This is a genomic window from Aliiroseovarius marinus (genome assembly GCF_004360145.1).
Lineage (GTDB): Bacteria > Pseudomonadota > Alphaproteobacteria > Rhodobacterales > Rhodobacteraceae > Aliiroseovarius > Aliiroseovarius marinus.
This window is the reverse complement of sequence record NZ_SAIT01000024.1, coordinates 13519-33555: the sequence shown is the minus strand read 5'-3', so window position 1 is coordinate 33555 and position 20037 is coordinate 13519. Positions and strand designations below refer to the sequence as shown.

The following is a 20037-nucleotide window of genomic DNA, read 5'->3' as shown; positions in this document are numbered from 1 at the left end:
GCGGCGCTACCGTGGTCCAATATTGCGCCGCCCTTTATAACATGATGCCCTGCATATCGATAAGCCAAATCCTTTTGTTCTTTTTTGGCATCCAGCACAGGCCTCGCCCCCTTGGGTAGGGAGCGAAACAGACCTGTGTTCAGGGTGACAGGATCCACCAAAGCAAATTCAGGCAGCGTTACCATGGGATGTCACCGTTATCGATGTCATCACCACCTTTACGGCGCTTTCTGGTCCTACCACTATTCGTGGATCTTGGAGGAACCTGACCAACCAGAACGCCGTGTTCATCACGTGTCAGCCAGATGTCGTGAGTGTTGGCAATGTGATTACATTTGACGAGATCCAGTTTGACCCATGATTTTCGATTGTCTTGGTCAACTTCATAGTTGGCAAGTTCCGCTTCTGACATGACTGCCATGTTTGCCTGCCAGCGAGCATTGTCAGACCAAGCGGAACTGCCACGAATGCCCTGTGCTGTGCTGTTGCCATTCAGGACGCTGCTTTTGTTCGCATGATGCAGGATGAGCGTTGCGCAGCCCACTTTGCGGTTCAGCTGTTCGAGCTGATGCAGCACCTTCGATGCAACCGCCGAGCAGCTCTCGTTCAAACCACTCAAAGCTCGGTTCAGCGTATCAATTACAAGAAGAACTGGCTTGCGAACATCCAAGTATTCTTCGAGTGCTTGAAAAACCATACTTGGAAGCGAGCCATCAGCCATCGTCAGCGAAAAGCCACGACCTGATGCATCAAACACATCAAAATTTTGCTCGATGTTCGCTTTGTCTTCATCTGTCAGATACTCACGCAAAGCATAGAGCCGATGATGAAGCACTGCCCCACCGTCTTCAAGCGACAGGAAGCATACTGGCCCTTTTTTGAACTCTTGCCCAGAAAACAGCCCAAAGACATCACGTCCCGCTGCAATCGAGATGCAGAATTCAAGAGCCAAGAAGGATTTGCCTACGGAACCCGGGGCAACCAGCAGGCCTACTGTGCCAGCCAGTAATCCCGGCAACACAAAATCGAGCTCCTTCGGTTTGGTTCCAATTACATTCGAGACATCAAGTCTCCAATCTCTAAAATTATAACTCATTTAAATACTCCATATTAAAAGTTATGAAGTATCTATATCATATTAATTTAATAAATCAATAATAAATATTAATTAAGTGTTATTTATTTTTATTTACTATTATTATTAATTACTTACAAAAGACCAGAAGTCACTTTTTCTCAAGCTTTGCAAGCTCGGGTGCAATAAGTGGGTGCTTGATGCTAAACTTATCGAATTTAATCTCTTTAACGTCCTCCAAATAGCTGACGAGCCAACCTGGAACCCTTCCAGCACCACCCCAAGTTTCACTTTGGTTGTTAGGGTTCACATAAACTTTGCCCTTTTTGTTGCTGTCCGCTTTGTTTGATTTTCCTAAAGAAGGGGCAACGCCAAGTTGCTCCAAGACTTCTTCCAAAGAAAAATTACTTTTCTTGATTGCAGCAGAAATGTCAGCTGCGAGCTTCGCAAGCTCGTCATCTTTTTTCTTCTGAAGAATTTTCTGGGCTTCTTCGATGTGCTTAGCAAGCTCATCGGGCTGCATTTCACTAATGTCTTTTGTCATAGCCTTAATGTCCTTCGGTGAAGATTTGTCCGCACGTTAGAAGATGTCGTACTCTGTGTCTACGGATCACGTTCAGGCAAAGGTTAAACGAACAATCTATGCGATGTATGATGATCGTTGTGCAGTAGCTCACTGCACGTCAGTGGCCCTGCAATGTGCAAGACGTTTCGGTGCAAGATAAAAGGATTTTTGTGGTGCCCCCAGAGAGACTCGAACTCCCGACCCACTGATTCATACCACTACGACTTTAGCCGCCACGCCCGAGGGCGCTTTGTGGTCTGGACTTTCCCTTCACCATAGCCGGTTGGCCGTAGGTGGGTGCCGTCAAGTCTCTACACGTTCCATCCGGCTTGCGCCGAAAGGCTTCGCTCGGGATTGCCAACAGCTTTCGCTGCTAAGGTTTCCCCGAATTTGACACCAGTTCACCTCATCATTTCCAATGAGGGCTGCAACTTACTCCAGTTTGAGCCTGAAGCTACGCTACAAATCAGTTGCTCTACCAGCTGAGCTATAGGGGCACATTTACAAAAGTGTTAGGCGAAGTAAGCACCAAGTTAGGCCCCTTGACCATACCTAACTGCTTACAACGCATCGCCCATGTAACAAACAACCAAATGGGCATCAAGAGATAACTGATTACATCCTTAGTTCTTTTTCGGGCTGCACCCAACCAACCTTGTAAACTACGAGAAATTCCAGACATTGGTAGTATAGAAGGTAGTATGCCGCACTCGAGAAGCAGAAAGATTATAACCTTATCTTACTGTTTTTGCTTATATTTCTTACATTTTGTGAGTGAATTTTTCAAATTTGGGCCACTGCTTACAAATCAGTTGCTCTACCAGCTGAGCTATAGGGGCACTCGGGCACGATCTACGTGCTTCTTTTGGAAGGTGCAAGCAAAATTCAGCGGCGGCTGGCGCGGGCCATCAGGGCGACGGCGCAAAGGCCGACGGCGATCACCATCAATGCTGGCGGGGCGGCTTGTCCCAGTTGTTCAAGCGACGCCTGTTCATAAACGCGCGTGGCCAGCGTGCCGTAGTTGAAGGGGCGCAAAAGCAGGGTAGCGGGCAGCTCTTTTACGCTGTCCACAAAGACCAGCAGAAGCGCTGTGCCGACCGAGCCACGAATCAACGGGAAATAGACTTCGGCCAGAGCGCCGCGGGCCGAACGGCCAAGAGACCGAGCTGCCATGGGGATATTGGGCGAAACACGCTCGATTGCGGCATCCGTCGCGCCTTGGGCAATCGCGAAGAACCGCACGCAATAGGCATAGATCACGGCAAAGGCGGTGCCGGTCATGACCAGCCCGGGATCCCAGCCCGTGACGGCCAGAACGCCGTCCGCCATCGCGTTATCCGCAGCCGCCATCGGGATCAGGATGCCGATGCCCAGCACAGCCCCGGGGGCGGCATAGCCGATGGTGGTCAGCGGCATCAGTTTGCGGGCCAAGGCGCTGCCGGACAGACGCACGCCGTATACAAGGAACAGCGCGCCCAACACGGTGACAAGGGCTGCGACAGACCCTACAGTCAGCGTGTGCACCAAGGCCGAGAGCAGTCCGTTCGACAGCCAGTATTCCGGCTTGGCCAGCGCGTGCGAGAACAGCACGGCGACAGGCAACACGAAGCCGATCACGAAGGGAACAGCGCACAGGAACAGGGCTGCCAATCCGCCCAACCGCCCCAAGGCACGCGGCTCGACCGGACGGCTTTGGCGTGACATGCGATAGAACCGGCTGCGCGAGCGGCCCAGCTTTTCAAGCGCGGCCAGCAGGAAGACGAAGCCGAGGATGACCAAGGCGATTTGGGCCGCGCCCCCGGCGTTGTGGCTTTCCAGCCAGACGGTAAAAATGCCCGTGGTCAGGGTTTGGACGGCGAAGTAGTCGACGACACCAAAATCCGAGACCGTCTCCATCATCACGATGGCGACACCTGCTGCGATCGCAGGGCGTGCCAAGGGAAGACCAACACGCCAGAACCGGGCAAAGGGCCCTGCCCCCAAGGCGCGGGCGACCTCGTAGGCATCAGCGGATTGCTCGCGAAACGCAGCGCGGGCCAGTAGGAAGACATAAGGGTTTAGTGCGGCCGCCAACACTACGATGGCGGCCCAGCGCGAGCGGATCTCGGGGAACCAATAGTCGCGGGCACTCTCCCAGCCGAACACGGCCCTCAGACCGGTTTGAAGCGGTCCCGCATACTCCAGAAAGTCGACCAGCGCATAGGCGCCGACATAGGCGGGGATCGCCAAGGGCGTCAGCAAAAGCCACTCGAGCCAGCGCGCACCGGGGAAGCGGTACATGGTGATCAGCCATGCCGACCCGGTCCCAACGGCGGCAGACAGTAAACCCACCGACAACGAGATGATCACCGTGTTACTCACATAGCGCGGCAAGGTCGTCGCCATCAAATGCGGCCATGCATTTTCCTCGGGCGTCAGCGCCAGCCATAGGATCGACAGGATCGGCATGAGGACCAGCGCGGCAATCATAAATGCCCCGACAGACCAGATATTTAGCCGATACCCAGCGCGTCTTGGCGCCTCTATCCGAGTCTTTTGCTCAACCATGTATCGGCTTTAACCTGAAACTTGTTTAACTGTCCAGAAATCCCCAGTATGTTTTACTCCGGCAGGGCAAGAGAACACAGGCGACAGATGAAAATCGCAATCCATATCGGCGCACATTGCACAGATGACGACCTTCTAACGAAATCGCTTCTGAAGAACGCGGGGCAGCTGTTTCAACAAGGGATCGCCGTCCCCGGCCCCACGCGGTATCGCGGGCTTCTGGGTCAGATCATGGTCAAGCTGAAGGGCAGCGTGGCCAGCGCCGACACGCAAGATATGCTGATTGACGAGCTGATTGATTCCAAAGAAGCCGATCGGATCATTCTGGGCCATGAGCATTCGATGGGGGTGCATCACCGCGCGATTGAAGGCGGGCGCCTTTACCCCTTGGCGTCGCGCAACACGTCCTGGATGCGCAACCTGTTCCCCGACCATGATGTCAGTTATTTCATGGGGATCAGCAACATTGCCAATTTCATGCCCGACCTCGCTGCCCGACTGGATGACGAGAAGCGCGAGCTGATGCTGGGCTCGGCAGATCCGCGTGATCTGTTCTGGGCTGACGTGATCGAGAATATTCGCGAGGCCAATCCCGAGACACCGATCACGGTCTGGTGCAATGAGGATACACCGTTGATCTGGCCAGATGTCATGCAGGCCATCGCGGGCTTGGACAGCGAGAACAAACTTGAACGCGGCAGCTTGGACATTCTGGAGCGGATCACCAAACCCGAGGGGATGACCCGGCTCCGCACGTATTTGCGCGAAAACCCTTTCCAGAACGAAGTGCACCGCCGCCGGATCCTTGCCGCGTTCCTGGACAAGTTTGCAAAGGACGGCGCGGTCGAGCACGAGATCGGGCTGTCGGGCTGGACACAGGATTTGGTCGACGAGCTGACCGAAAACTACGAAAGCGACATCAAGGATATCGCCAAAATCCCAGGCGTCACTGTCCTGAGCCCATAAAAAAAGGGCCCCAAAGGGCCCCTTCCGATCCGATATGTGGCGGGCTTACATGCCCAGCGCTTCCTTATACATATCCAGAACTGCTTCTTCCTCGGCGATATCGTTGGCGTCGCGCTTACGCAGGGCGATCAACTTGCGCATGACCTTGGTGTCGTAACCACGACCTTTGGCCTCTGCCATCACCTCTTTTTGCTGATCCGCAATGTCCTTTTTCTCCATGTCCAAACGCTCGATGCGTTCGATGAACTGGCGAAGCTCGTCTGCGGTGACGCGATAGCTGCTTTGGGTCTGATGATCGTCCATGGGGCCCTCTTACCTGTGATGATTGCCCGCGAAACGTGACAGGCGATGTTGAAACCCGATTTAGCCCGACAGGGGATCACCTTCAAGACCTCTCAGGGCTTGCACAGCGGCATCCCGCGCGGTAGGCGCTGAGAAACCAAAAAGGAGACCGCCATGGACTGGCTGATCATCGTAGGAGCAATCATGTCGGTTATCGGCCTTGCAGGGCTGGTGGCCAGCGCGTTGAAGGTCATGAAGGCCAAACGTGAAGGGCTGGAAGATGCCGAACTGCGCGCGCGCATTCAAAAAGCCATGGCGCTGAACATGGGCGCGCTGGGTCTGTCCGTGCTGGGCCTGATGTGCGTCATCCTAGGCGTGTCGCTGGGCTGACATTCCGATGGGGCCGCCCTGGCCCCATCCGTCGCTTTAGGTGATCGGGGTCACAGATCCCCGAATTTCTTGCCGTTCTTGATCAGCTCGTCAAACAGTGGCGACGGCGCCCAGAAGCGCGGCTCTTCCACTTGCCAGCCGGTCAGCGCGTTCTTCACAGCCAGTAGACCGGCCTGATCGGCCGCCATCATCGGGCCACCGCGATGGCGCGGGAAGCCGTAGCCATAGAGCAGCACCACATCCACATCGGACGGACGCAGCGCGACCCCTTCCGCCACAAGACGCGCGCCTTCGTTCGCCATGGCAAACAGGCAGCGCTCTTGGATTTCCTGCTGGGTGAAACTGCGCGGGGTGATCCCTTGGATCCGGCGCTCTTCTTCGATGATCGCCAAGACGTCGGGATTTTCGACCGGGCCACCTTCTTGATCGTGGATGTAGTACCCCCGGCCCGCTTTCTGGCCGAACCAACCTTGCTCGCAGATCTTGTCCCCAATCGAGACATAGCGATCCTCCGGTGCCCGCGTGGCGGCAAGACGCTTGCGCCGCGCCCACGAGATGTCCAGCCCGGCCATGTCCAACACTTGATACGGGCCGATCGGGAATCCATAAGCGCGCATCGCCGCGTCAATCTGGGCCGGCGTCGCACCATCTTCCAGCATGAAATCCGCCGCCAGACGATAGGCCGCCAGCACGCGGTTGCCGATAAAGCCATCGGCGACCCCTGCCCGCACCGGCACTTTGCGTAGCTTGCGGGCCAATTCAAACCCGGTCGCGACCACGTTGGGATCGGTCTTCTCGCCAACCACGATTTCCAGCAGCTTCATGATGTGCGCGGGCGAGAAGAAGTGATAGCCAACCACATCCTGTGGACGCGAGATTGTCGCCGCCAGCGCGTCGATATCCAGATACGAAGTGTTCGTCGCAAGGATCCCGCCCGGCTTCATCACCGCATCCAACTGGGCGAACACGTTGCGCTTGACGTCCTCGTCTTCAAACACAGCCTCGATGATCAGATCGACCGGTGCCAGATGCTGCATATTGGTGGTGCCGGTCAGGCGCGACAGGCGTTCTTCGCCAGTGGCAGCGTCGATGCGCCCTTTGGCGACAGACTTGCCATAGTTCGCGACGATACGCTGAACGCCGCGCTCCAAGCCCTCTTGATCGCGTTCGACCAGAACAACAGGGAAGCCTGCATCCAGACAGGCAATCGCAATGCCCGCTCCCATGGTGCCCGCGCCGACCACGCCAATGGTCGAGACCGGACGCAGAGTCGCGCCTTTGAGCTCGGGCACTTTCGCGGCGCGGCGTTCAGCGAAGAAGGCATGGCGCATAGCGGTCGCCTCGGGGCCTGTTTCGCATTCGTCAAAGGCGGCGCGCTCTTTGGCGATGCCCGCTTCGAACGGCAAGATCTGCGCGGCTTCGACACAGTTGATGATCTCGGCCACCGAGGGCTGCGGATCGTTTTTCATCTTCTCACGGCGGGCGGCGATGGCGTTCGCATATCCTACCGGATCTTGCAGACCCTCAGCGCGCGCGCGCGTCGGCCGGGTTTTGCCGCCATCTGCGATCACCTGCTCTGCCATCGCGACAGCGGCGCCTGCAACATCGTCATTCGCGATCTGGTCCACAAGGCCAAGGCTAAGCGCTTTCTGCGCCGGAATTGGCTTGCCTGTCAGCATCATGTCCAAAGCCGCGTCGGCGCCGACGATGCGTGGGACTCGCTGTGTCCCGCCCCCGCCCGGAAGTACGCCCAATTTCACCTCGGGCAGACCCAGCCGAGCGCCGCGCAGCACGACGCGATAGTGGCATGCCAGCGCCAGCTCAAATCCGCCGCCAAGCGCATTGCCATGCACGGCAGCAATCGTGGGTTTTGGGCTGTTTTCCAGCAAATCGCACACCTGCGATAGGATCGGCGTCTCGCGTGGACGGCCAAACTCGCGCACATCCGCGCCTGCCGGGAAGGTCCGCCCTGCGGCGGTCAGCACAATGGCCTTCACCGCGTCGTCCGCGATCGCGGCCTGAATGGTTTCGGACAGGCCGGAACGTACCGCGTGGCTAAGGGCATTGACTGGCGGGTTTTCGATGGTGATGACCGCAACAGTGTTTTCGACGCGCAGGGTGACAGGCTCGGACATGGTTCCTCCGTAATCAGTTGCCCTTTAGGGGCAGAACAGGGGCAACCTTGTCAATGGCTGATGGCGATGTCACACCATCTTTCCCGACCGTTTGGTCGGATTTGTCACAAAAAGTGACTGCGACGCCCGCTCAAACGGGCATGTTGTCGAACAGGTCGTCGGAATCATCCTCTTCAAGTTCGCTCTCGAAGCGGCGGATATCTTCGGGCACCGGCAGGCCCAGTTTATCCAACTCGGCGATCTTTTCGCGCAGCTGTTCTTGCAGGACGTGGCGGTCCTCGGGGCGTTTTGCGATTTCGTCCAAGATCAAACTGATCGAGGCTTTAAGCTCTTCAAATGCCATTGCATCCTCTCCTTTATGCCATCAGATGGACGATCCCATCTGGGAAACGATCGCCGCCCCTCCACTGGCGGCGATCGTCCTTATGCGTGCTTCGCGGCGCAGTCGCGGCAGAAGGGCGTGTGCGGCAGCACGTTCAGCCGCTCGGCCGAGATTTCGTTGCCACATTCGACACAATAGCCGAACTCGCCCTCATCCATGCGGGCAAAAGCGGCCTGAATCATGGCGATTTCATTCTGGCCGGAATTTCCCAGACCTTCCAAAACCTCATCTTCTTCGCGCTCAACTGCCAGTTCTTCCCAGTCCTTCGACTGGTGGCTGTCCAACTCGTCTTCAATTTCGTGAAGGCGCTTGTCCAATTCTTTCATCCGCGCGTTCAGAATATCACGGTACCTGTTCACATCTACCATAGTGTTCTCCTTTGCCCTGACTTTGAAACGAGACAGGGCGCGTTGCATTGATACAGGTCAAGCAATTTCAGGCTTTAGGGGGTCGGCATATCTGCCTGTGCAGGGGGCGACGACGCGGGGGCTGTGGTCGCGCCCGCGAGCGTCTGCTCAGGCATCATTGGCACCACGCGGGGATCGGTCGCGGGGCCAATTCGCAGGGCGCGCTGGCCGTGCATTCGCCCCAATCGGCAGGTGGTCACAACCTCACCGTCAGGATCCAGCAGCGCCACCTGTCCCAGCGCCTGAAGCGGTACAGGGATCACCATTCCAACTTCCAGATTTGCCACGTCCGTGACGGGCAGATGGACCTGATGCAAAATCGCCCGCAGTTCTGCCCGGCAGCTCATCGCCACGTCTGCGATTGTGTGCTCTGGCGCGTCCCTGTCGGGCGCAGGGCTTTGCTTGGTGCTGGCCGGGGCTTCGCACGGTAGGATCACGGTCAACACGCCCTGTTTTGCGCCACCCGCAAGATCCAGTTCGGCCCGAAACGTATGATAGTGAACGTTTGCCAGCGTCAACGAGATGACTTCGGGATCCATAATCGGCAACGCATAACGATAACCCGAGACCTGAGGAACGATGTCCAGTTTCGCGCCATGCGCCTCGACCTCGAAACACTCCATCATGCGATCCACAAAATCGGCGCAGATGGCCGCATCAGTCCGCGTCGGCGCACGATCCGTGACCGCGGCTTTGGAGACATTCCCGATCGTCTGGGCCTCGACCAATCCAGCCATTAAACTAAGGTCCAGAACGGCCAGACCGAAGCTGCTGTCCGGTCCTTCGACCAGACACAGAAGCGCGTTGTCTGGCAGATCATCCAACACCTCGTCCAGCACCGCCTTGCCTTGGTCGACTGACGACACCGCGATCAGAACACGAGCCACATCCTGCCCCGCGCGCCGCAGTGCATTGCCCAACGCCCCCGTCGCCGAGAGGCGCGGAATATCCGAAGACGGCTGCCCTGCCCCGGCTTTGCGTTGCAACACGCTGAATGTGTCTGGATCGGCCATGTCAGTTCCACGCGATAGATCGCTTCGACACTGCCAAGACAAGGTTTATAAATGATTGATGTCTGACGGCCATGTGCGGCCAAATGGGGATTGCGTGCCAATTGGCAGTGTCACGCGGAACGCGGCCCCACTTTGCCCCGGCAGATAGGTGATGGACCCATCCAATTTGTCCATGATCTCGCGGCAAATGGCCAAGCCAAGGCCCGCACCGCCTGCGGCCGCCTGATCGGACAGGCGCGAGAACTTCTCGAAAATCATCGACTGGCTTTCCAAGGGCACACCGCTGCCATTGTCGACGAAATCCACTTGCAGCCGCCCGCCGCGTTGGCGCACGCGGATCGCCAACCGCTTGTCCTTGGCATCGCAGTATTTCGCGGCGTTTGAAATCAGGTTGATGAACACCTGCGCCAGCCGGTCTGTATCCGTATACAGCGCCACCCCCTCGTCCGAACGATTGCGGTGGATATGCATCTTTTCCTGATCAATGACCGAGCTTGTGGCCGCAATCGCGCGGTCCAGCACCTCGCGCATCACCTCGCGCCGCGGATAGAGCTGCACCTGACCATTTTCCAACACGCTGAGATCCAGAAGGTCGTCCAGCAGCCGCGTCAGGCGCACGCTTTCGTCATGGATGATCGAGGCGTGCCGCGCGGCGGCCTCGGGATCATTTGCCCCTCCATCCCGCAGGATTTCCGAAAACGCCCGGATCGAGGTCATGGGCGTGCGCAATTCGTGGCTGATCTGGCTGAGGAACGCGTCCTTCTGGATCGACAGCTGGGTCAGCTTTTCGTTCACCTCGGACAGCTGGCGCGCTGTGGTGGTCAGCTCCAACTGCTTGGCTTCCAGTTGCGAGGTCTGCTCCAGCATCTGCTGGGTTTCATCCGCCACGGCCAGCAAGTCATCCACCGACACGGTCGTACCGCCCAAGATCTGCCCAATCATGGCGTGGGCGGTTGCGGTGCCGACAAGACCCGATAGCTCGCGCTCCAATCGCCCAATGAAATCCGGGGTCGTGTCTGGCAGATAGCCCTGTTTCCCCTGCTGTTCGGCCTGCGCCTGAAACCACGCCTGCGCCTGATCCGAGCCCATGATTTCTTGCGCCATCACCAACAGGTCTTCCGACGTGGCCGCGTTGAAACTACGCCCGCGAGCCGGGCCGGATTGGTCCAGCACATTGACAAACTGGGCCGCCTGCAAACGCTCGAGCGGGCTGGGGAAGGACAGTAGCGAGACCGAGACGAACACCGAACAGTTCAGGATCAAAGACCAAAACAGCGCGTGCACGACCGGGTCCAGCCCATCTACACCGAACAAGGCCTGCGGGCGCAGGGCCGCGATCCCCCACGGGCCGTCTGCCAACATCGAGGCGCTCATCACGCCCGCCTCGCCGAAGCTGGGCAAGAACAGCGTGTAGGCCCAAATGACAAAGCCAGTGATCAGGCCCGCCACGGCCCCGCTGCGCGACGCGCCGCGCCAGAACAACCCGCCAGCCATCGCGGGCAGCACCTGTGCGACGCCAGCAAACGAGATCAGACCGATGGCCGCCAATGCGGCCCCCCCGCCCGAAATGCGGTAATAGAAATAGCCCAGCGCAAGGATGCCCACGATGGACAAGCGACGGGCTGAGAGCAGGATCTGACGGGCGTCTCGGTATTCTGACGCGTCCACGCCAAGCCGGGTCGACAGCCACAAAGGCATGATGATGTGGTTCGACACCATCGTCGCCAGCGCGATCGAGGCCACGATCACCATCGAGGTGGCCGAGCTGAAACCGCCAAGGAAGGCCAGCATCGCCAGCCCGTCCCTCTCGAAGTAAAGCGGCAGAGTCAGCACAAAGAGGTCGGGGTTTTCGCCCTTTGGCAAGATCGCCAAGCCCACAACGGCGATGGGAATGACGAAAAGGCTCATCAGGAACAGATACAGCGGGAACGCCCACGAGGCTGTGGCCAGCTGCCGTTCATCCACATTCTCAACCACCAGAACCTGGAACATGCGCGGCAGGGTCAGGAAGGCGGCTGCAGATAGAAAGGTCAGACCGACCCAGCGCCCGCCTTGCAGGGACCACGCGCCCTCGGGGGCGGCTTGAATGGCCTGTTGTATCGCGGCGGAAATGCCCTGCGACCCGCCGCCAATGCCCCAAACCACGAAGATCCCGACCGCCATCAGCGCGACAAGCTTCACCACGGCCTCGACCGCGATGGCGGTGACAACACCGTGATGGCGTTCATTCACGTCAAGGTTTCGCGTCCCAAAGAGGATCGTAAACAGGGCCAGTCCGCCGGCCACCCAAATCGCAGTTTGCTCAAGGTCTGGAATGACCCACCCCGCAGACCGGTCGCGGGCAAAGACGGCGAAGGACAGCGTCACGGATTGCAGCTGGAGCGCGATATAGGGCGTCGTGCCGATCACCGCGATCAGGGTCACCAGCACGCCCAACAAGTTTGACTTGCCATAGCGGGACGAGACCAAGTCGGCGATCGACGTCACGCGCTGGCTGCGCCCTACCCGCACCAGTTTGCGCAGGAACCACCACCATCCAATCATCACCAAGGTCGGACCTAGATAGATGGTCACGAACTCCAACCCCGAGCGCGCCGCGTATCCGACCGCGCCATAGAAGGTCCACGCGGTACAATAGACCGACAGCGACAGCGTGTAGATCATCGGGGACGAGAGGAACCGCACCTTGCTGCGCCGCGCGCGTTTGTCGGCCACAAACGCCACCAGAAACAACATGATGACATAAAGGAAGCAGACCCCGACAAGCGTGTTGAATGTCAGCATTAGCGGCGCCCTGCCGGGTCTTCCGAGGGTGCAAGCGGTTTGGACTGCGAACCGATGGGGCGTTGCTCGGCGTCACGTCCAAGATGGCGGGCCAGCAACATGGCAGACAGGATCAGGATGAACCAAGACGAAAAGACAAACGCAAGGCGCACCGACCCGATCTCTCCCCCAACCATCAGGGGCAAAAGAAACAGAACCACACCCAGCAGAGGCAGCAGTCGCGCGGCATCCTCGACTCGGCGCCGGCGATAGCTTTGGCGCGCTAGGAACAAGGGTTCACGCTGGGACCTCATGCGTGGTTAGCCTCCAACCAGCTCGCGCAGGTTCGTCAGTATTTCAGAATTCGAGAAGGGTTTGGTCATGAACCGGTTCACACCCAGCCGCTCGGCAAGATCGCGGTCTGTTTTCTGCCCGCGTGCGGTCAGCATCAAAACCGGAAGTGCGCGGGTGTCATCGGCGCTGCGCAGGTCCTGTAGAATGTCATAGCCCGACTTGCCGGGCAGCATCACGTCAAGGATCAGAACATCGGGTTTGGCATCCCGCACAGCCTGAACCGCAGTTGTGCCACTGGCATGGGTCGAGACGCTCCAACCGTCGCGACTAAGGATAAAGCTGATGGCCTCGGCGATGTTCGGTTCATCCTCGATGACCAGCACCTGTCTTTTCATAAGCCCCTCCCCCGGGATGCGACATGCCCGCACCGTCCAGCGACTATCGCCAAGATCATGGCCGCAATCAAGTAAAACACGCCTGAACGGCCGGGATGCGGCCTTGAAATAACGGCAAAATTACCCGGCCGACAGGATTGTCGCCTCGCGGCGGGCGGCACAATCAGTGCGTGGGCACACCCGACAGGTGGAACCGACTTCGATCGGGGCAGCATGGGACAGCGCGTCGCCATCCAGCGCGTCGTCCAATTCGCGGATCAGCATATAAGCCTCGTAGACGGGTGGGCGGTCAAAGGACAGCGCATCCTGCTGCACGCACACCGCCTGACAGACATGGCGACGACGCGCGCCTCCAGGCTGACGGACCACGGCACGAATAGGGCGTTCCGGCTGCGCCAAAGCTTGGAACAGCGGCCAGTACGGACAGGCCGCGCCAAAGCGCGGCAAGGCAAACCCCGGCACGGCTTTGCGGACGACCAAGGCACCCGCGCCATCGCAGCTTATAAGCCCCGCCACCGTCCCATCCGAGGTCGGCGGCAAAAAGGCGATGCGTCGCATGACAGACGGCAAGGATTGCCGGAACTCGCGGGCCAGAGCCGCCGGATCCCACCTATGCGCCGTGCGCGCGGTCTGGAAGGCCTGTATGGGCATCGCCTCTGCATCTTCGATATATTGCAACAGGAAATGCCGCGCCATGTCCTGTGCCTCGCGCGAGGTCAGCGCCGCGCTTTCCGCAATCACCGCCGCAATGGCCTGATCCCGCGCACCAGCCTTCCACGCAGATGGGGCTTCAAGGTCGGGGAAGAAGTGGTCGTTCGCATCCAGAAATGTCGCCAGCTCTTCCGACGGCCCAATGGGGACAACCTCTTCGCTGCTGCCCGCATCCAAGAATTCGACCAAGCCCTGCGCGGCACTGGATAGGCGCATCCCCTCGTCCCGCATGTTGCGCAGGAAGCGATCCTGCCATTCCTGATCAACCTCGCCACCGCCGGACAGAATGGCGGCGGTCGACCGGATCGCGGTCACCGCCGAGATTACTTCGTGCAAAGACGCGGCCAATTCAGGGTCATGGGTCAGGCGATCAGACAGTGCCTCGACCATCTGTTCAAGTTCTTGGATCCGCTGGTTCTGCGCCATAACCAACGACGCCCAACCGGGAAATCGCCCTGCAAAATCCTCGGACCGGTCAAGTTCTGCCTGCGCTTGCGGCAGTCGTTTGTCCGCCTCGCTCAGCGCACCTAACAGCGCCGCCTCGGCGCCTTCTGCCAGCACGGCCGGATCGGTCTTCAGCGCCTTCGCCAGAGCTTCTAGAAGACTGTCCCCCACCCGGCGGCGGTTATGCTCGATCAGGTTCAGATAGGCAGCGGAAATCCCGACCTCTTTGGCAAGCGCAGCTTGCTTCAGGCCCAGCACAAGCCTACGTTCGCGAATTCGGCTTCCGGTTAGTCTGGAATGCGGCATAGATCGTCACTTTGCGATGCGTTCATGGGGGCCGGCGGCGTTTTCAATTTACACCAGAACCCTTCAAGTGTGTTTACAAAAAGATTATGCCTTTGTAGCGCCTTAACATGCATTTTTCAAAGGTGAACGTGAATACAATTCCACATTAACAAATCTACAGAAGACACCGCCCGAATTGGGTGGCAAATTCCCGCCGGGATCTGGCCGCACTGCGCCGATATGTGTCCTTGACCTTCAAATCCCCTAGAAAGAGTATGAAAACAGCCTTTCATCCTGGAGGATAACATGAAGAAATCCGTACTGACCCTTGCTTGTGTGGCCTCGCTGGCGCTGACCGCCTGCATGAGCCGCCCGCTGACCGATCAAGAGAAAACCATCATCGGTGGCGTCGCCGGTATCGGTGCCGGCCTGATCACCGCCAACGCCATTGGCGCTAACAAGAACTGGACGGTTCTGACCACGCTGGCCGGCGCTGCCGCTGGCATCATGGTGGCCCGCAACTATCACACCAACCAGTGCGCCTATTCGAATGGCGACGGCACCTATCGCACCGCGCCCTGCCCGGTCTGATCAGGACAGCATAAAACAAAAAAGGCGCGCCAGACACGGCGCGCCTTTTTTATTCACACAGCTTGCGCAGCTCGGTTTTCAACACTTTGCCATAGTTGTTCTTGGGCAGCTCAGGCAGCGCAAAATAGACTTTGGGCCGCTTGAACCGGGCAATGTTTTCAAGACAGTGCGCGTCCAGCGCGGCCTCGTTCAACGCAACCCCTTCCACCAGCACAACGAACGCCACCACGTCTTCGCCCCACTCGGCACTTGGGCGACCGACCACGCTGACCTCGTGCACATCCGGGTGGGTCAGCAGCGCCTCTTCCACCTCGCGCGGGTAGATGTTTGTCCCGCCCGAGATGATCACGTCTTTCGACCGGTCCCGCATGGTCAGATAGCCGTCTTCGTCCAGAAACCCCATGTCGCCGGTCATCAGCCAGCCATTCACCAGCGTTTTCGCGGTGGCCTCGGGATTATTCCAATAGCCGGGCATGACGGGGGTGCCGCGCACCATGATCTCGCCCACCCCTCCGGGGGGCAAGGGCTGGCCCGCCTCGTCGCCGATCCGCACCTCAACCACGCTTTGCGCCCGCCCGACCGAGGCCAGACGGTCGCGCCAGCGCGGATGCGCGCGGTCGGCGACGTCATCCCGCGGCAAGGCCGTGATTGCCATCGGGCATTCGCCCTGCCCATAAATCTGTACGAAGCGCGGCCCAAACCAGTCGACGGCATCTTCGATATCCGCCAGATACATGGGGCCACCGCCATAGACGATGGTCTTGATCCCCTCGCCGCGCCGCCCCGCCGCTTTCGCGATATCCGTAAACCGCCGCACCATCGTGGGCGCCATAAACATCTGGAGCGGGCCTTGTGCCTCCGCCGTGTCCAAAAGCTCAATCTCGTCAAATCCACCCGAGGCAGGCGTTATGTGCCGCGCCCCGCGCGCCACGTGGATCGGTGAATAGATCCCGGCCCCGTGGCTCATCGGCGCCATATAGAAGACCCCATCATCGGGCGAAACGTCGTCGCAATCCAACAAATAGGACAAAGAGGTCGAGCGGATCATCTCGTGACTGATATAGACGCCTTTGGGCTGCCCGGTTGTACCGGATGTATAGAACAGCCACGCCAAATCAGATCCCGCGCGCTCGGCCACCGGCAGCGGCTCGTGCATGAACAGTTCGACAAATTCAGGGCGTTCGACGCGAACAAGGGGAACGTCGGTCACGTCGGCAAGCCCATCGGCTAAGTCATCCGTCACCAAGACCAGCTTGGCGCCCGAGTTCTCGAGGATAAAAGCAGCCTCTTTCGGGTGGAGCTTGGCATTGATCGGCACCACCGCCGCACCCAACCCCCACACGCCGTAGAATCCCAACAGATATTGCGGACAGTTCTTCATGAACAGAGCCACGCGGTCGCCGGGGCCTACCCCACGCGCGGCCAAACCCGCCGCCAGCCCCTGCGCCGCGCGGAAAAACCCATCATAGGTAAAAATCTGATCACCCCCGCGAAACACTGCGGGCCGGTCGCCATGCACTTGTGCTGTGCGCTCTAGCCAATGCGCCAGATTCATGAGACCTCCCTTTCATCACGATCGACCAAACGACTATCGGACGACATTTTATGTCCATGCAAGCCCCGTATAACTACGCAACTGTTTGAATTGTCGTCAAAGCTTTGGCAGAGTGGGGCCATGACGCAGATGGATCTTGCCTTCATGTACGCGCCCACAGGGCTTGCGCTGACCGAAAACAGGATCGTGCGCCAATGCAACTTGCGTTTTGCCGAGATGTTCGGGGCCGAGGTCGACAGCTTCAAAGACATGCCACTGGAACGGCTGTACCCATCCCTGAAAGACTATGAAAAAGTGGCGCGAGTCGGGGGCGATATCCTGCGTGAAACCGGGCGCTATGAAGACGAGCGCGTGATGCGACGGCTGGATGGCGACATGTTCTGGTGTCGCGTACGCGGCACCAGCTTGACGCCTGACGACCCGTTCCGCCAAGGCGTTTGGAGCTTTGCCGACCTATCGGCCGAACGCCCTGTGGTCGAACTGACGCCCCGCGAACGCGACGTGGCCATCCTGACCTGTCAGGGCAAGACGTCGAAAGAGATCGGCCTGTCGTTGGGGCTGAGCTATCGCACCGTCGAAGCACATCGCGCGCGGCTGTTGCAAAAGTTCGGCGCCCGCAAACTGCCCGAGCTTGTGGCGAAGTTCTCGGGCATGCCGCTGTAAGACTTCGTTTAGACCGCGTTAACCTTCGTGAACATTTTCCACCAGATCTTAAGCCTCTGGCAACTTTTGGCTGGATAAACTGCCACATGGTGGGGGCTCCGCAGGTAACGGAGCTTGAAATGGAATTTACAGTACCCTCCCCCTTGGGGGCGCAGGCCACATTGATGGCGCAGAGGTCCGTGCGTCCGGCCCCTGACCCGAACCGCGTGGAAAAATCGCCCACAGCCGGCGAAACCCGCGCGGATGCCCATAACACGCAGGAACATGGCAACACGCAGGCATTGACCGACAGCCGAAAACACACTGCAATCGAGCCGCCTCCGGACCCGAACCAACCGGTCGGACCGCCGCCAACCTTCCAGATGAACGTGTTGGAAATGGAACGCGAGTTGCACCAGCGTCTGGCACAGATCGAACTGGCACGGTCTCTGTCTGAGAGCCAGGAGCCCCAGCCCGAACAACTCACCGACGTGGACGAGGCGCCAGATACGCCCGAGATCCGTCAGGACGACAGCCCCCCCCAATCTGACGACCCGGTTTCGACGGAGGCTGCCCAGAATTCCTGACCGATATCGGGCGATTTTCCGATTTCGCTGCCCTTCTTGCTTTTCTCCCCTTACGTAGCGTCTTATAAGCGTTGCAATGACGTGAAGCCTGCATAGATAGACAGGCAGACAATCTAGGGCGAGGACCTATGGCCAAGAAAAATCACGAAACCGATGTGGCATTCATCGAAGCGCTGGCGAAACTGCTTCAGGAAAACGACCTGACCGAGCTGGAAGTCATGCGCGACTATGGCGAAAACGACAGCCTGAACGTACGCGTCAGCCGCGCGAAAGAGGTTGTACAGCAGATCGCAGCCCCCGTTGCCGCTGCGGCCCCTGCACCCGTAGCCGCCGCTGCCGCCCCGGCAGCCGCACCCGCCGCAGACGCTCCGGCCGCGGCTTCTGACGATCCGGCAAGCCACCCCGGCGCCGTTCCATCGCCGATGGTCGGCACCGCCTACCTTCAGGCAGAGCCCGGCAGCCCGTCCTTCGTCAACGTGGGCGATACCGTGTCGGAAGGCCAGACCCTGCTGATCGTGGAAGCCATGAAGACCATGAACCAGATCCCGGCCCCGCGTGCAGGTAAAGTGACCCGCATTCTGGTCGAAGATGGCTCGCCGGTCGAATTTGGCGCGCCGCTGATGATCATCGAATAAGGGGCGGATCATGGCCCAGTTCGATAAAATCCTAATTGCCAACCGGGGCGAGATTGCGATGCGCGTGATCCGTGCCGCCCGCGAGATGGGCATCAAAACCGTTGCCGTGCATTCGACCGCTGATGTGGACGCGATGCATGTGCGCATGGCAGATGAAAGCGTCTGTATCGGCCCCAACGCCGGCGCCGACAGCTATCTGTCGATCCCCGCGATCATCGCCGCTTGCGAAATCACCGGCGCACAAGCTGTGCACCCCGGTTACGGCTTCCTGTCGGAAAACGCGACCTTCGTGCAGGCCTTGGAAGATCACGAGATCACCTTCATCGGCCCCTCGGCCGAGCACATCCGCATGATGGGCGACAAGATCACCGCGAAAGACACCGCGATCAAGCTGGGCATTCCGGTTGTTCCGGGCTCGGACGGTGGTGTGCCTGACATCGAAAGCGCGCGCAAAACCGCGGCCGAGATGGGCTATCCGGTCATCATCAAAGCCACCGCAGGTGGTGGCGGACGCGGCATGAAAGTGGCCGAGACCGAGGCCGACATCGACACCGCGTTCTCGACCGCGCGCTCGGAAGCGAAAGCCGCCTTCGGCAATGACGAAGTCTATATGGAGAAATACCTCCAAAAGCCGCGTCACATCGAAGTGCAGGTCTTTGGCGACGGCCAAGGCGGCGGCGTGCATCTGGCGGAACGTGACTGCTCCTTGCAGCGTCGTCACCAGAAGGTGTTTGAAGAGGCCCCTGGCCCCTCGATCACCCCGGAAGAGCGTGAAAAGATTGGTACAATCTGCGCCAACGCTGTGGCCGAAATGGGCTATTCCGGCGCTGGTACGATCGAGTTCCTCTATGAAGATGGCGAGTTCTATTTCATTGAAATGAACACCCGTCTGCAGGTGGAACACCCCGTTACCGAATATATCTTCGATGTTGATCTGGTCCGCGAACAGATCCTTGTGGCGGAAGGCAACAAGCTGTCCTTCGCCCAGTCGGATCTGGTGGTGAACGGCCACGCGATCGAGGTCCGCCTGAACGCCGAGCGTCTGCCGAACTTCACCCCCAGCCCGGGTAAGATCACCCAGTATCACGCCCCCGGCGGTTTAGGTGTACGGATGGATAGCGCGCTCTATGACGGCTATTCGATCCCGCCCTATTACGACAGCCTGATCGGCAAGCTGATCGTGCATGGCCGCGACCGCCCCGAAGCACTGGCACGTCTGAGCCGCGCCTTGGGCGAGCTGATCATCGATGGGATTGAAACCACGGTGCCGCTGTTCGACATGCTGCTGGCCGAGGCCGACATCCACTCGGGTGACTACAATATCCACTGGCTGGAACGCTGGTTGGACGAAAACATGGGGTAAGGGCCATTGG

The 20037-nt window shown here is 58.9% G+C and carries 21 protein-coding genes; 7 read left to right on the top strand and 14 right to left on the bottom strand.

Annotated features, from left to right (window positions below):
• The 4 genes from EOL43_RS15435 to EOL43_RS14520 form a co-directional block, all read right to left on the bottom strand.
• Positions 1-185: hypothetical protein (locus EOL43_RS15435; RefSeq protein ID WP_205669561.1), on the bottom strand; the 185-nt coding region annotated here is incomplete at its 3' end.
• Complete coding sequence (locus tag EOL43_RS14530; protein ID WP_133489641.1) at positions 179-1096, bottom strand: helicase RepA family protein; 918 nt, start codon at positions 1094-1096, stop codon at positions 179-181. The genes EOL43_RS14530 and EOL43_RS15435, both read right to left, overlap by 7 nt.
• Before the next feature lie 130 nt (positions 1097-1226).
• Positions 1227-1619: an H-NS histone family protein gene (locus EOL43_RS14525; protein WP_133489640.1), complete on the bottom strand. Its 393-nt coding sequence runs from the start codon at positions 1617-1619 to the stop codon at positions 1227-1229.
• 906 nt (positions 1620-2525) lie between these two features.
• On the bottom strand, positions 2526-4187 hold the full coding sequence (locus tag EOL43_RS14520) for an ABC transporter permease (RefSeq protein ID WP_133489639.1): 1662 nt from the start codon (positions 4185-4187) through the stop codon (positions 2526-2528).
• A gap of 87 nt (positions 4188-4274) precedes the next feature.
• Here EOL43_RS14520 and EOL43_RS14515 point away from each other — a divergent pair, with 87 nt between their 5' ends.
• Positions 4275-5153, top strand: coding sequence for a hypothetical protein (locus EOL43_RS14515; protein WP_133489638.1), 879 nt, complete (start codon positions 4275-4277; stop codon positions 5151-5153).
• 45 nt (positions 5154-5198) lie between these two features.
• Here the strand turns inward: EOL43_RS14515 and EOL43_RS14510 are convergent, their stop codons facing one another.
• Entirely contained in the window at positions 5199-5456 is a 258-nt protein-coding gene (locus EOL43_RS14510) for a DUF2312 domain-containing protein (protein ID WP_133489637.1), read from the bottom strand.
• A 153-nt stretch (positions 5457-5609) separates the two neighbouring features.
• Between EOL43_RS14510 and EOL43_RS14505 the strand changes: the two genes are divergently transcribed.
• Entirely contained in the window at positions 5610-5825 is a 216-nt protein-coding gene (locus EOL43_RS14505) for a hypothetical protein (RefSeq protein ID WP_133489636.1), read from the top strand.
• 50 nt (positions 5826-5875) lie between these two features.
• Here EOL43_RS14505 and EOL43_RS14500 read toward each other — a convergent pair whose 3' ends face one another.
• From EOL43_RS14500 to EOL43_RS14465, 8 genes are all read right to left on the bottom strand, one after another.
• Entirely contained in the window at positions 5876-7960 is a 2085-nt protein-coding gene (locus EOL43_RS14500) for a 3-hydroxyacyl-CoA dehydrogenase NAD-binding domain-containing protein (protein WP_133489635.1), read from the bottom strand.
• Positions 7961-8090: 130 nt separating this feature from the next.
• A complete protein-coding gene (locus EOL43_RS14495) occupies positions 8091-8303 on the bottom strand; it encodes a hypothetical protein (RefSeq protein ID WP_133489634.1) in 213 nt (70 codons plus the stop codon).
• Between the two features lie 80 nt (positions 8304-8383).
• A complete protein-coding gene (locus EOL43_RS14490; protein ID WP_133489633.1) occupies positions 8384-8710 on the bottom strand; it encodes a TraR/DksA family transcriptional regulator in 327 nt (108 codons plus the stop codon).
• A gap of 74 nt (positions 8711-8784) precedes the next feature.
• Positions 8785-9762 carry a FliM/FliN family flagellar motor switch protein gene (locus tag EOL43_RS14485; protein WP_133489632.1) on the bottom strand — a complete coding sequence of 326 codons (978 nt, stop codon included), beginning with the start codon at positions 9760-9762 and terminating at the stop codon, positions 8785-8787.
• Positions 9763-9807: 45 nt separating this feature from the next.
• A complete protein-coding gene (locus EOL43_RS14480; RefSeq protein WP_133489631.1) occupies positions 9808-12546 on the bottom strand; it encodes an ATP-binding protein in 2739 nt (912 codons plus the stop codon).
• Positions 12546-12839 (bottom strand): hypothetical protein, encoded by a 294-nt coding sequence (locus EOL43_RS14475; RefSeq protein ID WP_133489630.1) that lies wholly within the window; start codon positions 12837-12839, stop codon positions 12546-12548. Before EOL43_RS14475 ends, EOL43_RS14480 begins: the two co-directional genes overlap by 1 nt.
• 6 nt (positions 12840-12845) lie before the next feature.
• Complete coding sequence (locus EOL43_RS14470) at positions 12846-13214, bottom strand: response regulator transcription factor (protein ID WP_133489629.1); 369 nt, start codon at positions 13212-13214, stop codon at positions 12846-12848.
• 120 nt (positions 13215-13334) lie between these two features.
• Entirely contained in the window at positions 13335-14675 is a 1341-nt protein-coding gene (locus tag EOL43_RS14465) for a helix-turn-helix transcriptional regulator (RefSeq protein WP_133489628.1), read from the bottom strand.
• Positions 14676-14960: 285 nt separating this feature from the next.
• Here EOL43_RS14465 and EOL43_RS14460 point away from each other — a divergent pair, with 285 nt between their 5' ends.
• A complete protein-coding gene (locus EOL43_RS14460) occupies positions 14961-15245 on the top strand; it encodes a glucose-6-phosphate isomerase (protein ID WP_133489627.1) in 285 nt (94 codons plus the stop codon).
• A 49-nt stretch (positions 15246-15294) separates the two neighbouring features.
• On the opposite strand, the gene EOL43_RS14455 is transcribed toward EOL43_RS14460, so the two are convergent.
• Positions 15295-16800, bottom strand: a complete 1506-nt coding sequence (locus EOL43_RS14455; RefSeq protein WP_133489626.1) for a class I adenylate-forming enzyme family protein — start codon at positions 16798-16800, stop codon at positions 15295-15297.
• A 120-nt stretch (positions 16801-16920) separates the two neighbouring features.
• On the opposite strand from EOL43_RS14455, the gene EOL43_RS14450 reads away from it, so the two are divergent.
• The 4 genes from EOL43_RS14450 (at position 16921) to accC (ending at position 20027) form a co-directional block, all read left to right on the top strand.
• The gene (locus tag EOL43_RS14450; RefSeq protein ID WP_133489625.1) at positions 16921-17463 is read left to right on the top strand and encodes a LuxR C-terminal-related transcriptional regulator; all 543 of its coding nucleotides are present in this window, start codon (positions 16921-16923) and stop codon (positions 17461-17463) included.
• A gap of 119 nt (positions 17464-17582) precedes the next feature.
• Positions 17583-18029 carry a hypothetical protein gene (locus EOL43_RS14445; RefSeq protein WP_133489624.1) on the top strand — a complete coding sequence of 149 codons (447 nt, stop codon included), beginning with the start codon at positions 17583-17585 and terminating at the stop codon, positions 18027-18029.
• A 128-nt stretch (positions 18030-18157) separates the two neighbouring features.
• A complete protein-coding gene (accB, locus tag EOL43_RS14440) occupies positions 18158-18664 on the top strand; it encodes an acetyl-CoA carboxylase biotin carboxyl carrier protein (protein ID WP_133489623.1) in 507 nt (168 codons plus the stop codon).
• 10 nt (positions 18665-18674) lie between these two features.
• Positions 18675-20027, top strand: coding sequence for an acetyl-CoA carboxylase biotin carboxylase subunit (gene accC, locus EOL43_RS14435; RefSeq protein WP_133489622.1), 1353 nt, complete (start codon positions 18675-18677; stop codon positions 20025-20027).
• The last annotated feature ends 10 nt before the right edge of the window (positions 20028-20037 follow it).